The sequence below is a fragment of the Endozoicomonas sp. genome, from assembly GCF_965196975.1.
GTDB lineage: Bacteria > Pseudomonadota > Gammaproteobacteria > Pseudomonadales > Endozoicomonadaceae > Endozoicomonas.
In genome coordinates this window covers 991,789-1,005,175 of record NZ_OZ239981.1, presented here as the reverse complement: position 1 = coordinate 1,005,175, position 13,387 = coordinate 991,789, and the positions used below count along the sequence as shown (strand labels likewise).

The window sequence follows — 13,387 nt, the reverse complement described above, 5'->3', positions numbered from 1 at the left end:
CGTAACTATTCAGCACCCAGCAAAGGCGTATTGTTGTAATTTCGAACCGCTTTAAGAAGCGCCTGAAATATGTTCAACCCCTGCTTTTTAGCAGATGATAAATAGCTTCGGATTCGGGTAAACATGGTACCTCCGTCTTCGCTTCTGAAGCAGCCTGAGATCTTCTGCTTAAGTTTGGCCATCCTGGCATCACGTTCACTGCCATTGTTATCGAAGGGAATTGAAAAGTCCGACATGAAGCGCAACGTTTCAACCTTAAACTCAATAAGCCTTTTGAACAGGTTGTAGGCCTTGGTATTCCTGACCTTCTTACGTCCAAGCACCTGTCGTTGTTTTTCCATATAAGCGGTTTCCTTCGTGAGAGCCCTTTGAAGGATTTGGTCGTATATCGTCTCAATGCGAAGCTGTATTGCACCAGGCATTTGAGTCAGACCGGCTGCTTTGTATTTCTTGCAGAAGTGCCAGGAGAGCGTAAGCAATTTCATCAGCCGCAGAGCCAGCTTATTCGCATCCCTATCGACAACTCCCTGAAGCTCTCTCAGATGATGGGCATTACAAAGCACATGCACTGCCGCATAGGCAAAGTAGGACTTCCAATGATCGTGAACCAGAATGCCTGCAAAAGTCAGCAGGATGCCCATTGCATCCATTGCTTCACAACCTCGCCTTTCTGAGAGGTAGTAAAGCGTCCATTGGTCATCTCGCATAATGTGTAACCACCACAGTGAACCGTCAACCCGCATGCCAGTTTCATCCGCTCCTGCAACCGGACTTTCTTGTAAAGCATCGCGGATACTCTGCTCAGTAGAGGCCAGGTTCTCATGGGTATAGGCAACAAAATTGGCAACAGAGCCTGCGCTGACACTCATGCAATAAATAGTATTGAAATACTCAGACACCCGGTGATATGGGATGAAGTGATACTGGTTTAAATGAACAGCCATTGCCTGAGTCACTTCTCCGTATTGAGCAGCGGCTTTCACTCCTTGGGGAAACTCAGCGGTGTTCCGTTTACCACAAGGACATACTTTAACGTCTGCCCAGTACGCGGTAACTTCAAATTCTCCGGGTCTACCTGGATCAAAAACCTGTCGCTCAATGTATTTGGTGGGTTTAATATCGATAAGCGAAGACTGGCAACAGCAACATTTTTCAACCTTCAGATGCCTGACATAATCGGGTAAGGCGACACGTCTCAAACAAGAGCCTTGATGACCTTTCTGGCCACCTGGTTTATTGCCTGAAGATGGTCTAAGGCTTTTGGGGTTCGGTGTTTCCTGTGAGGAGCAGGGGGCTTCTTTGGAAGATGTATCACCTTTATCACTCCCTTTTTTACTGGGCTTTTGATAACCATCTGACGATGGTGGCTTACTACTGTTTTGACTGTTTTTATTAACCCTTTCTTCCAGTTCGCTGCAACGTTCCCGTAAAAGCGCATTCTCGGTCCGAAGCTCTTCATTCTCTTTAAGGAGAGCTTCGGTAAACGGAGTAGCTGGGAAGTCTGGTTCCATACTGGAGATTTGTTAGAAAAATTGAGTATAAGATGATGGTCGAAAAATCAGAAAATTCCAGATTTATATGAAGGGTGCTGAATAGTTACCTGGCATCAAGTAGCCGAGCATGTCTAATTCATGTGGTGGCTAAATTCATCAACACGACGAATACTGTTTTGCTTTTTCCGATCTTCAGGCCTTCCTGTTTGCCAACGATCAACGGTGCTCTCATCAGTAGCCCTTATTGAGTGATCCCAACGTTGCGAGTGTTTAACATCCTGCAGGTTGGTATGTTTCCAAAGGCTATTTTTTGAACTGCGTTTGGCTACCGACTCACCATGACTAAAACTGACAACGGCACTATTTTTAGTCACCTCCCCCCAAAATAGCCCCATTGGCAAGGCTTTCAGAGGTGTTGCCTGCTGGCTAGTTTGTGGCCGGCTACGACTAACGGGCAAACTTACGCCATAAGCCACCAGGCTGCTTTGCTGGCTACTGAGGCCGGTATCCCAACGCCCTTGGTAAACACTGACGACCGAAGGCGGTGTGACAAAGGCGTATTTCTTTTCTGGATAGAAAGCGAAGTCAGTAACCGGCACATAAGGATCAAGGCCGAAAGCAAAATCAGCTTTGTTTGGTAGGTAAGCCATCGTTATCAGCTGGTAGGAATGATGGTTGGGATTATTGGACCGTGTACCAGTGGACGGCTAAACGGTTTTGCTTTGAATTGAGCAGTACCTATCGTCTGGCTCGTATCAGTCTCATACCACCAGACCGGTTCTGTATTGCCAGTGGTGCCAGCGAGAGTGCATTGGTAGACATAGCCTTGAAAGTTTGCAGGCCTGATAACATCACCGACAACATAGGCTGTATCTGGTTGCCAGACAGAGCCATATTCATCCGTTGCCATTACCATTACTGCGCCCTCGTAAGGGCTGGTATCCAAGGTATAGGTTCCATCAACATCACTGCTGACAGTGCTATCGAGAACAGCATGTTTGGTCAATTCGCTATCGGTCACTGCCAGCTGCGCCTCGGTAATAGCAATGACTCTCCGGGCAACAAAAAGATCATTCTCTGTAATGACACCCTGAACCTGTGTGGTGTTGCCATTACCGGGAATGATAATCCCCCCGGCTCCGGCATCACCACCGCCACCACCAGCTGAAGGGATAGCATTACCATCAGTCCAGATGACCTTTGTATCATCGGTATTAGCCCAAGTTAGACTGCTGTCTATGTTATTCCGCCGGGTAGTGATTTTTAGAGGTTCAGCCACATTCTCAAAATCAGAGTTCCATATCGTCTGGTAGGTACTACTTGCGGACGTATTTTTTACTGGTGATGAGTTATAAATATTGGATAGGTGAAAGTCTGTAATTAATAGACCTGCTGCAAAGGTATTCGTCTTCGATGCATAGCCCAGAGAGACTTCCTGATAACTATACCAGGGAAAGGTATAGTTTTTACTTGATTGCAAATTAACAACAGTATCTCGTGTGCCATTGATGTGCATGACCAACTTATCAGGTGTATAACTCCGGCTCGCATTCATAGTGATTACGATTTCAATAGGCACACCTGTCGGCAATAGGGTAGTTGATTCTCCCTTTGTTCCTACACGGCCATCACTAGACCTTTCCGTTCGATAATTTAAAACCCCATTTTCAACCCAAATATCTGTCCGATAAACAGAATTACCAGTTGTAGTTGCAAAGCCATCGATATTTAAAAGCGGAACACTTTTTGTCGCCGTTGACTCATGCAAAATCAACGTCATTACAAAATGAAGCTCGGAAACTGACGAATTAAACGCCTCATTATCTGCAGCATAAATTCGAGGCGTAGATAGCGTTCCTGCAACGTTATCTTCGGGAAACCATATTCCAGCCATCAGTCAGCATCCCCCCTGATCTGAAGCGTAAAATCATCATTGGTCTCTGTTCCCTGACCGGCGAGAACCGTCCGACAAATCCAGATTGGTGCAAGGCAACCATCGGTATTAAATCGGATAGCGTTCCCCGCTGCCCAGCCAGATCCCCAACCATCAGCCCGGATAGTGAAGAAAGGCACACCTGTTTCCGGGTTAAGTGGCGCTGCATCAGCAATGGTGTTGCCGGTTGCGATGATCCCGAGCTTTTCTTCAACAATCTGAAAGGCTGAACCACTGGTGAAAATGATCGCCCACTTACCATAGATGGCTCCCTTGTTGGTCACTTCCACCGGATAGTTGATAGTGTTGTATTGCGCCGTGGTCTGATCCCCAACCCGGTGATCAGTCCAGTTCGGGTCGCCGTTGTCCCATACCTTCTGGCTGAAGAAATTCTTCACTCTCGCCTGAAGATCGCCATAGACGACTGCACTGCTGACCGTAGTTTCGGAGGCGGGTAAATCCCAAGGCACCGGGGAGATAATGGAGAGGTCGCCGTTGATCTGAACGTCACTTAATACGCTCATGTGCTCGACCCGATCCTTAATGGTGAAAGGTGCAGTCAGGGGATTACTGCCAGCATCAATCAGGCTCAACGGATCGGCAAAGGTCACGGTTCCAGTCTCTCTATCGACGGTGTATTGATCGCTGGCCAGCAGAGCCCCGCTGCTGTCTTCCACGACAATTTCTGCCTGATGGTCACGTACCAGGTTGATCACCTGACCGGCGGTTGGTGTACCTGCATCGGTGCTTGCCGTGTGGCTGATGACTACAATATCCCCGGCTCGATAGATAGGGACCCGTCCATCAGGAGGGAGACGCACCGGATCAAGGCCAATTAATTCCGCATCGAGCGGCAGGCTGGTTTCCACCACGCAGTTATAACGGACGCTTTGCGGGATAACGTAAATCGGGTCTGAACCATCAGTGAATTGAAGCTCACACCAGCCTGTGGTTACGTCTATTTTTCCGACCACTTCTGCGGTATTGAACTCGCCATTAAAATCCGCCGTTGCCGTGATAATGTCCCCGTTATCTACCCGAACGGCCGTGAGCTGCAAACTGCCATGACGGATCGGAGCACCGGGCGTTCGGAAGGCGACCGCATCAATCTTAAAGCCAACGCCGATAGTCGCCGCTGCCTGAATGGTGGCCGTATTGACCGTTCCTTCGGGATAGCTCGCCAGTGTCGCTATACCACCGCTGTAATCAACCCTGCCGACCTGAACCCCGGCATTGGTTTCGGTACTCAGGTTTTTATAGAGAGAACCGTCCCGGTCAAAGTAGGTTTCACCGTTCCATTCAAAGATCACGCTGCCGGGGAGCAGAACGGTATTGTCCATCAAGGGCAGCAGATCAATGGTCAGTTCTGGCGAGGTGATATTCTCGTTGTACGGTGCGTGAGCGAGGTTGCTCGCCTGTGCAATGGCGGTAATGGTGCTGCCGTTGAAGGTTTGGGTTTTGGCGGTGTTGGTTACGTCCAGCTTTCGGACATAACCATTAAACGTCTGCTTGATGACGTATTCAGGATAGGTTTACTGCTCCAACGCCAGAATGGTAAACGCCCCGGTCTGGTAATCAATGCTGCCAGTAACACCCCGCCAGCCACCCGTTGTATCGTCGCTGATCTGCTTGGCCACGTTCCGGGTGGTTTCATAGGTAGTCCAGTCATCCTCGTTTCTGGTTTCGCTCGGTACGTTGGACAGCTGCTCGACCAGAAATTGCAGCTGGATAGAACCTGGGAGCAAGGGAGCACCGGGAATGGTGCCACTCATTACGCCCTGACCATCCACCGAGACAATCACCTCGCCACCGGCACTGGTGCCTTCCTCATAGATCAGTTGAATCTCGGTGCCACTGTCCGGCAGGAAATCCAGCTTAAAGCTCAACTCGCCGGGTGCGTAATGAATGGCACCGTTACCATCGCCAGTCAGCAGGCCGTTGCCCTGATCGGTCAGGGTTTTATTCTCGCCGGAGGAAACATACGTCACCGTCATCGAGCCGGGTTTAATACCGGGTTTCTCGACGGTATGGCGAAAGGTCATATCATCCACAGGCACCGAGCCGGTTCTGATCGTCACCTCATCATCATTCTGCGCCACATAGCTAAAGACGATGGCACTGTCAGGATCAGGCAGCGCATCGAGGGTGATCGCAGCCGATCCTGTTGAAAAGATAATGGTTCCGGTTCCCGACCCGGTCATCTGGCCTGCGCCAGTATCTCGAATATCCTGCCATTTACCCAAGGCGATATAGCTGACCACCAGTGTTCCCGGCCTTGGTTTGGCCTCGGCCATATTCAGGGTGTAGTTAAAGCCCCGGTTCTGGTTGGTGATCGGGATAGCCCCGCTGATCGCAGCCCCGGTAATCGCCACGGCAGGCTGATAGGTCGCATTGGCGGTGGCCGTGGTATAGCTGCTCGCTCGCCAGACGTTAACCTCCCCAAGGTCATAATCCACGGTCAATTTGCTGAAATTATTGGTCCCGCTTTTATGGAGCAGATGACCCGCACCGTCATCTTCAAAGGTGCCGCCATCGAGGGACAGTGAAAGCGTTTTAGGTAATACGCCGCGCTGGACATAGGTTCGGCTCTGGTTGCCGGTAATATGCACAAAACGGCAGCTGACCGAACGGGTAGTATCAGCAGTGGCCACCATCGTTTTGCCGGTATAGCCACCGTATTGATCCAATAGTGGGCTTTCCACCCTGGCACTCGGCACCAGTGGCGCATAAACGCTCTCGGCCTTAACCGTTAAGTCGCCAGCGGTCACATTGGCACTCAATGGCTGAATACCATAATAACGGGAGGTGTCGGCGATCTGTGTGCCATAAATGGTGCTGGTTTCTCCCTCCGGTTCTCCGGGAACTGGCTGCGCTCCGACAAAGGTGGTTATTAGCGGCGCACTGATCTCCATTTCTACCTTGCGCCGGTTAAAGTCCACATACTCTGTACCGTTGTGATAGGTAAACGTAACCACCGAATGATCAACGGCAGTAATACGGATAAACTGGCTGGTTAAGCCATCGGGAGTGGTGAGCTTATAGACCTCGCCAATTTCAGGCACCGCCCATTCCTCACGCTGATAGCCGACAATGGCACGCTGGCCTTCCAGCTGATCGCCGACCAATTCCCATGATGCTTTGATACCGGGAACCACATAACTTTCTATTCTGTCTCTGGCATCCAAACGCTCATCGGTCTGACTGTCGGTATTGAACAGCAACACCGAGACATTCTTATCCTTGGGAGGCTCGGTCAGGATCAAATGACTGCCGAGATAAATGTCATTGTTATCGGTGCTGATCCCGATAAACGCCTTACGCAGGGCAACATCACCAATGGTTCGGTCGATCCGGGAAATATCCTGAAAGAGATTATTGACGTTGCCATCAATGACCTCGTTACCAGTTACCCGACCGCCACCGTCTTCCTCATCGGTGAGGCGCTGGCTTTCGAAGAGTTTTACATCGCTATTAGTAATAGCCATAGCAAATCCTTATGCTTGGTTGACATAAATAGTGAATGAGTTGTGAAGGGAGGAACTTTTATAAGAAAGCGTGGTCTTAAGCTGTAATTCAATAATTCAATAATTCAATAATTCAATAATTCAATAATTCAATAATTCAATGGACAGGTTTAACTTAGATTCAAATTTCGTTCCTGATTTTTCCTATCTTCAGGAGTTAGAAGAAGCATCTTTTGACCCATCTGTGGCTTTTGGTTCACAGCCGTGTATGTCTGGTTTTTCTGTGCAGACTCTTGAACCTCCTTCACCCGCTTATGTTAGTCAACCTGATGCAGTCCAAAATAATGCTTACTCTGTTAATCCATTGAATCAATATGTTGTTGGACCTTCTACATTAGATAGTAATTTTATTTCAGGTGATAATTTAGCTGATATTCCACTTGATGGGCTAGATAGGTATTCAGGTCCAAATGAAACATCATCAGATGAGTTAAGATATACGGAACTGAATGCACCTACCGATATATCCTCCCCTCCTCAAGATGAGTCCTGTGGAAAAACATCTGTTAATTTTTCTCAGTCATCATCGCGGCCAGTTGCTATAATTAGTCCGTTAAATACAGGCATTCAGCAGCAAGTTACAAATGCAACTGCTGAAATTGAAAGACATGAATCAATTGTCATTAGTGAACCCCTGACCATCACGCCCGGAGAGGCTTCCCAGAAGGCTTACGCACAGTCCGAGAAACGGAAGGCTTACCAGAAGGCTTACGCACAGTCCGAGAAAGGGAAGGCTTACCAGAAGGCTTACGCACAGTCCGAGAAACGGAAGGCTTACCAGAAGGCTTACGCACAGTCCGAGAAACGGAAGGCTTCCAAACAAGCTTACGCACAGTCCGAGAAAGGGAAGGCTTACGCACAGTCCGAGAAACGGAAGGCTTACCAGAAGGCTTACGCACAGTCCGAGAAAGGGAAGGCTTCCAAACAAGCTTGGGCACAGTCCGAGAAAGGGAAGGCTTACCAGAAGGCTTACGCACAGTCCGAGAAACGGAAGGCTTACCAGAAGGCTTACGCACAGTCCGAGAAAGGGAAGGCTTACGCACAGTCCGAGAAACGGAAGGCTTACGCACAGTCCGAGAAACGGAAGGCTTCCAAACAAGCTTGGGCACAGTCCGAGAAAGGGAAGGCTTACGCACAGTCCGAGAAACGGAAGGCTTACCAGAAGGCTTACGCACAGTCCGAGAAACGGAAGGCTTACCAGAAGGCTTACGCACAGTCCGAGAAACGGAAGGCTTCCAAACAAGCTTGGGCACAGTCCGAGAAAGGGAAGGCTTCCAAACAAGCTTGGGCACAGTCCGAGAAAGGGAAGGCTTCCAAACAAGCTTGGGCACAGTCCGAGAAACGGAAGGCTTACCAGAAGGCTTACTATGAAGTTTTGAAGAATACCGGTGATAGAGAACAAGCACGAATCGCTGGTAAGCAAGCTACTGCCCTTATAAAAGAATCAAATATAGCTAAGAATAATGAGGTTGGATCAACATCCATTTCTCCCCCCCCCCCCCCCCGCTTTTCAGTCTTAAAACTGAAGGAATATTTACAGTCCCGATCGAACCCTCACCCTGAGTGAACGGTCAACAAGCGAAGGGTCAGAAGGTATTGATCGCTGTCATCTGGATAGGCGAACGGCATAACCTGCTGCGCCTCTACAGGAGCACCGTTAGACCGATCAAAGATAACGGAGAACTGGCGACTATCCGGGAGCGTTAGAGTCATGGTTTTATTGGCCGCTTTGGAGAGTGCAAACAGGTTCTTAACGGTCAGCCGGGATACCCAACCGGCCTCGCCGCTTCCAGATAGCTCGATTGGCCTTCCATAATTGAATTGCCCTTCCTGCACCAGCAAAGCACCGGTCAGGCTCCGCTCTGTATTCTGCTCGACGGGGTTCCATTCAAACTCATTGATCCAGAGAAGATCGTCCGGGAGGGTAATGGTGTCCAGTTGCATCAGACCGTCCTCATGCCTGCATTTTTCAGGGCTTCCAGCAGTTTGGTTTCATCCGTTGAATCAATGCCGATATTGACTGCACCGCCGGGATATTCGAGCCGGATAATTTTTTGTGGAGCCGGTTGTGTAGTTCGGATGGTTGGTGCCGATTTACTCACCTGGCTCTCTTGGAGGGTTTGGGCTTTTTCATTGTTGGCCTGCCGGATACGTTCGTTGTAAATCTGCTCACTGATCCGCAGGGCAGAGGTGATATTCTTGATCGCCTCCTGATCCCCTTTGGCAATAGCCTCGGCCTGCTGTGCCTTCAGATCGTCACGCTGCGTTTGATAACGGCGTTGCTCAATATCCGACTGCCTGCCCTGTAATTCATCCAGTTCATCTTGCAGACTGTTGAGGGTATTTCGGGAGCTCACCCCAAGGCTGGCCATGTTTTGCTCTGCCGAGCGAATGGCACTGTTTAGGCGGTCTAAATCCTGATTGTTCAGGAGGTTCATCGTATCAGCGGCTCGCTCGCCCTGACGGAGAAAGCGTCTAGCGATATAGTCACCCTGCTCATAACTCTCTAACAGTTCTTCGAGGGCGATCTTCTGCTCTAAATACTGACTTTTGACATAGGCAGCATTTTTCGCAGTCTCATTCATCCAGCTACTTATGCCGGTTACATCGAAGGTATAAGAGTGCTGTAGCTTGTTGAGTTCTTCTCGGGTTTCTTCCAGCTGACTTTTCAGTTCGGCAATGCTGCTGATCGCCTGCTCGGTGTTGACGTTACCCACGCCATTCATCGCCACAAAGGTATCGTGCGCAGCACCACTCATGCCCTGTAGTTCTTCGGCCAGAGTGTTGTAATGACCAGCCATGACTCCGGCAATGGAAGCGGTGTCTTCAAGAGCTGCGGTTTGTTGCTCGCCAGCCTCGGTGACTTTATCAATACTCTGGCTTGCGTCTTCCGCCTCTTTTTTCAGTTGCGCCAGCTTCTGGCGACTGGCCTCCAGTGCCTGGGTATATTCTTCCTGAGAGAGTGTTCCGGCAGAAAAGGCTTCGGCCAGTGCTACGCCAAGGCTGGCTAATTCGGTGCGGGTTTCAGCCCCGTTGATTTGGTTGATAGCATCGGCTGCATCGGTAAACGCCGCTTTGGTGGTTGCTGCTGCCTGCTCTGCGGTTTTGCCAGTCTGCTCAACGTCTGCCCGGTAACGCTCCTGTTCTTCTCGTACCTGATCCCAGGTCACCTTGCTTTCACGACGAATGTCTTTTTGTGCCTGTTCATGCTTTTTCGAAAGGGCTTCGTAAATACCCACCAATGCGTCTTTGGCGGCATTGGCATCTTCACCGGTTTGTTTGGCAAACTCTTTACCAAGAGAACGCAGGTACTCCGTCGTTGCCTGCATCTCTTTGGCAATGGAGTCAGCTCCCACAACCTCCGCCAGCTTTCCCCATCCGAAGATGATTTCTCCGATGGTATAGAGAAATGCGGTCGCAAAACCTTTCACCGCCAGCGTAAAACTGTTGAAAAAGAAAGTGACGGTATTGCCAGTTACCGTAAAGGTGGTTTTCAGCTTATCCATCACCGTGGTGAGGGTGGCAAAGCTGGTTTCTACCTTTGAAACAAACCCGTCAAAAGAAAGGCCAGACAGCGCCGATTGAATGGCCTCGCCCATGGCAATAAAAGCATCGCTGATCTTTTTCGCGAGAGCCTGCAAGCGACCGTCCTGATTCATCGCCTCTATTTTCAGGGTGATCGACCCGAGCAAATTCTTGGTGTACTCCAGAGCACCACTGTCCGCAATATCGAGGGACAGTGAAAGCGTTTTAGGTAATACGCCGCGCTGGACATAGGTTCGGCTCTGGTTGCCGGTAATATGCACAAAACGGCAGCTGACCGAACGGGTAGTATCAGCAGTGGCCACCATCGTTTTGCCGGTATAGCCACCGTATTGATCCAATAGTGGGCTTTCCACCTTGGCACTCGGCACCAGTGGCGCATAAACGCTCTCGGCCTTAACCGTTAAGTCGCCAGCGGTCACATTGGCACTCAATGGCTGAATACCATAATAACGGGAGGTGTCGGCGATCTGTGTGCCATAAATGGTGCTGGTTTCTCCCTCCGGTTCTCCGGGAACTGGCTGCGCTCCGACAAAGGTGGTTGTAACTATTCAGCACCCTTCATATAAATCTGGAATTTTCTGATTTTTCGACCATCATCTTATACTCAATTTTTCTAACAAATCTCCAGTATGGAACCAGACTTCCCAGCTACTCCGTTTACCGAAGCTCTCCTTAAAGAGAATGAAGAGCTTCGGACCGAGAATGCGCTTTTACGGGAACGTTGCAGCGAACTGGAAGAAAGGGTTAATAAAAACAGTCAAAACAGTAGTAAGCCACCATCGTCAGATGGTTATCAAAAGCCCAGTAAAAAAGGGAGTGATAAAGGTGATACATCTTCCAAAGAAGCCCCCTGCTCCTCACAGGAAACACCGAACCCCAAAAGCCTTAGACCATCTTCAGGCAATAAACCAGGTGGCCAGAAAGGTCATCAAGGCTCTTGTTTGAGACGTGTCGCCTTACCCGATTATGTCAGGCATCTGAAGGTTGAAAAATGTTGCTGTTGCCAGTCTTCGCTTATCGATATTAAACCCACCAAATACATTGAGCGACAGGTTTTTGATCCAGGTAGACCCGGAGAATTTGAAGTTACCGCGTACTGGGCAGACGTTAAAGTATGTCCTTGTGGTAAACGGAACACCGCTGAGTTTCCCCAAGGAGTGAAAGCCGCTGCTCAATACGGAGAAGTGACTCAGGCAATGGCTGTTCATTTAAACCAGTATCACTTCATCCCATATCACCGGGTGTCTGAGTATTTCAATACTATTTATTGCATGAGTGTCAGCGCAGGCTCTGTTGCCAATTTTGTTGCCTATACCCATGAGAACCTGGCCTCTACTGAGCAGAGTATCCGCGATGCTTTACAAGAAAGTCCGGTTGCAGGAGCGGATGAAACTGGCATGCGGGTTGACGGTTCACTGTGGTGGTTACACATTATGCGAGATGACCAATGGACGCTTTACTACCTCTCAGAAAGGCGAGGTTGTGAAGCAATGGATGCAATGGGCATCCTGCTGACTTTTGCAGGCATTCTGGTTCACGATCATTGGAAGTCCTACTTTGCCTATGCGGCAGTGCATGTGCTTTGTAATGCCCATCATCTGAGAGAGCTTCAGGGAGTTGTCGATAGGGATGCGAATAAGCTGGCTCTGCGGCTGATGAAATTGCTTACGCTCTCCTGGCACTTCTGCAAGAAATACAAAGCAGCCGGTCTGACTCAAATGCCTGGTGCAATACAGCTTCGCATTGAGACGATATACGACCAAATCCTTCAAAGGGCTCTCACGAAGGAAACCGCTTATATGGAAAAACAACGACAGGTGCTTGGACGTAAGAAGGTCAGGAATACCAAGGCCTACAACCTGTTCAAAAGGCTTATTGAGTTTAAGGTTGAAACGTTGCGCTTCATGTCGGACTTTTCAATTCCCTTCGATAACAATGGCAGTGAACGTGATGCCAGGATGGCCAAACTTAAGCAGAAGATCTCAGGCTGCTTCAGAAGCGAAGACGGAGGTACCATGTTTACCCGAATCCGAAGCTATTTATCATCTGCTAAAAAGCAGGGGTTGAACATATTTCAGGCGCTTCTTAAAGCGGTTCGAAATTACAACAATACGCCTTTGCTGGGTGCTGAATAGTTACAGGTGGTTATTAGCGGCGCACTGATCTCCATTTCTACCTTGCGCCGGTTAAAGTCCACATACTCTGTACCGTTGTGATAGGTAAACGTAACCACCGAATGATCAACGGCAGTAATACGGATAAACTGGCTGGTTAAGCCATCGGGAGTGGTGAGCTTATAGACCTCGCCAATTTCAGGCACCGCCCATTCCTCACGCTGATAGCCGACAATGGCACGCTGGCCTTCCAGCTGATCGCCGACCAATTCCCATGATGCTTTGATACCGGGAACCACATAACTTTCTATTCTGTCTCTGGCATCCAAACGCTCATCGGTCTGACTGTCGGTATTGAACAGCAACACCGAGACATTCTTATCCTTGGGAGGCTCGGTCAGGATCAAATGACTGCCGAGATAAATGTCATTGTTATCGGTGCTGATCCCGATAAACGCCTTACGCAGGGCAACATCACCAATGGTTCGGTCGATCCGGGAAATATCCTGAAAGAGATTATTGACGTTGCCATCAATGACCTCGTTACCAGTTACCCGACCGCCACCGTCTTCCTCATCGGTGAGGCGCTGGCTTTCGAAGAGTTTTACATCGCTATTAGTAATAGCCATAGCAAATCCTTATGCTTGGTTGACATAAATAGTGAATGAGTTGTGAAGGGAGGAACTTTTATAAGAAAGCGTGGTCTTAAGCTGTAATTCAATAATTCAATAATTCAATAATTCAATAATTCAATAATTCAATAATTCAATAATTCAA

At 49.1% G+C, this 13,387-nt stretch carries 10 protein-coding genes; 2 read left to right on the top strand and 8 right to left on the bottom strand.

Translation table 11 applies throughout. The features are described from left to right. Window positions 1-5: 5 nt before the first annotated feature. The 5 genes from tnpC (ACOCLE_RS04505) to ACOCLE_RS04485 form a co-directional block, all read right to left on the bottom strand. Window positions 6-1,511 carry an IS66 family transposase gene (gene tnpC, locus ACOCLE_RS04505; protein ID WP_419532963.1) on the bottom strand — a complete coding sequence of 502 codons (1,506 nt, stop codon included), beginning with the start codon at window positions 1,509-1,511 and terminating at the stop codon, window positions 6-8. A 113-nt stretch (window positions 1,512-1,624) separates the two neighbouring features. Continuing rightward, on the bottom strand, window positions 1,625-2,143 hold the full coding sequence (locus tag ACOCLE_RS04500; protein ID WP_419535689.1) for a hypothetical protein: 519 nt from the start codon (window positions 2,141-2,143) through the stop codon (window positions 1,625-1,627). 5 nt (window positions 2,144-2,148) lie between these two features. Then, a complete protein-coding gene (locus ACOCLE_RS04495) occupies window positions 2,149-3,387 on the bottom strand; it encodes a hypothetical protein (RefSeq protein WP_419535688.1) in 1,239 nt (412 codons plus the stop codon). After that, window positions 3,387-4,766: a hypothetical protein gene (locus ACOCLE_RS04490; protein WP_419535687.1), complete on the bottom strand. Its 1,380-nt coding sequence runs from the start codon at window positions 4,764-4,766 to the stop codon at window positions 3,387-3,389. The genes ACOCLE_RS04495 and ACOCLE_RS04490 overlap by 1 nt, the downstream gene beginning before the upstream one ends. A 192-nt stretch (window positions 4,767-4,958) precedes the next feature. Next, entirely contained in the window at window positions 4,959-6,911 is a 1,953-nt protein-coding gene (locus ACOCLE_RS04485) for a hypothetical protein (protein ID WP_419535686.1), read from the bottom strand. 247 nt (window positions 6,912-7,158) lie between these two features. On the opposite strand from ACOCLE_RS04485, the gene ACOCLE_RS04480 reads away from it, so the two are divergent. Continuing rightward, window positions 7,159-8,517 carry a hypothetical protein gene (locus tag ACOCLE_RS04480; protein WP_419535685.1) on the top strand — a complete coding sequence of 453 codons (1,359 nt, stop codon included), beginning with the start codon at window positions 7,159-7,161 and terminating at the stop codon, window positions 8,515-8,517. Here ACOCLE_RS04480 and ACOCLE_RS04475 read toward each other — a convergent pair. Together ACOCLE_RS04475 and ACOCLE_RS04470 are read right to left on the bottom strand one after the other, a co-directional pair. Continuing rightward, complete coding sequence (locus ACOCLE_RS04475; protein WP_419535679.1) at window positions 8,505-8,894, bottom strand: hypothetical protein; 390 nt, start codon at window positions 8,892-8,894, stop codon at window positions 8,505-8,507. The genes ACOCLE_RS04480 and ACOCLE_RS04475 overlap by 13 nt on opposite strands. Next, window positions 8,894-10,915: a hypothetical protein gene (locus tag ACOCLE_RS04470; protein ID WP_419535684.1), complete on the bottom strand. Its 2,022-nt coding sequence runs from the start codon at window positions 10,913-10,915 to the stop codon at window positions 8,894-8,896. Before ACOCLE_RS04470 ends, ACOCLE_RS04475 begins: the two co-directional genes overlap by 1 nt. A 210-nt stretch (window positions 10,916-11,125) precedes the next feature. On the opposite strand from ACOCLE_RS04470, the gene tnpC (ACOCLE_RS04465) reads away from it, so the two are divergent. Further along, the gene (tnpC, locus tag ACOCLE_RS04465; protein WP_419532963.1) at window positions 11,126-12,631 is read left to right on the top strand and encodes an IS66 family transposase; all 1,506 of its coding nucleotides are present in this window, start codon (window positions 11,126-11,128) and stop codon (window positions 12,629-12,631) included. Here the strand turns inward: tnpC (ACOCLE_RS04465) and ACOCLE_RS04460 are convergent. After that, window positions 12,598-13,239 (bottom strand): hypothetical protein, encoded by a 642-nt coding sequence (locus tag ACOCLE_RS04460; RefSeq protein WP_419535683.1) that lies wholly within the window; start codon window positions 13,237-13,239, stop codon window positions 12,598-12,600. The genes tnpC (ACOCLE_RS04465) and ACOCLE_RS04460 overlap by 34 nt on opposite strands. Between the last annotated feature and the right edge of the window lie 148 nt (window positions 13,240-13,387).

What these genes read in the sequence shown, in the direction of transcription:
- ACOCLE_RS04500 (WP_419535689.1), bottom strand. Translation starts at nt 2,143, where the DNA reads ATGGCTTACCTACCAAACAAAGCTGATTTTGCTTTCGGCCTTGATCCT.
- ACOCLE_RS04480 (WP_419535685.1), top strand. Translation starts at nt 7,159, where the DNA reads ATGTCTGGTTTTTCTGTGCAGACTCTTGAACCTCCTTCACCCGCTTAT.
- ACOCLE_RS04460 (WP_419535683.1), bottom strand. Translation starts at nt 13,239, where the DNA reads ATGGCTATTACTAATAGCGATGTAAAACTCTTCGAAAGCCAGCGCCTC.
- ACOCLE_RS04495 (WP_419535688.1), bottom strand. Translation starts at nt 3,387, where the DNA reads ATGGCTGGAATATGGTTTCCCGAAGATAACGTTGCAGGAACGCTATCT.
- ACOCLE_RS04490 (WP_419535687.1), bottom strand. Translation starts at nt 4,766, where the DNA reads ATGGACAATACCGTTCTGCTCCCCGGCAGCGTGATCTTTGAATGGAAC.
- ACOCLE_RS04475 (WP_419535679.1), bottom strand. Translation starts at nt 8,894, where the DNA reads ATGCAACTGGACACCATTACCCTCCCGGACGATCTTCTCTGGATCAAT.
- tnpC (WP_419532963.1), top strand. Translation starts at nt 11,126, where the DNA reads ATGGAACCAGACTTCCCAGCTACTCCGTTTACCGAAGCTCTCCTTAAA.
- tnpC (WP_419532963.1), bottom strand. Translation starts at nt 1,511, where the DNA reads ATGGAACCAGACTTCCCAGCTACTCCGTTTACCGAAGCTCTCCTTAAA.
- ACOCLE_RS04485 (WP_419535686.1), bottom strand. Translation starts at nt 6,911, where the DNA reads ATGGCTATTACTAATAGCGATGTAAAACTCTTCGAAAGCCAGCGCCTC.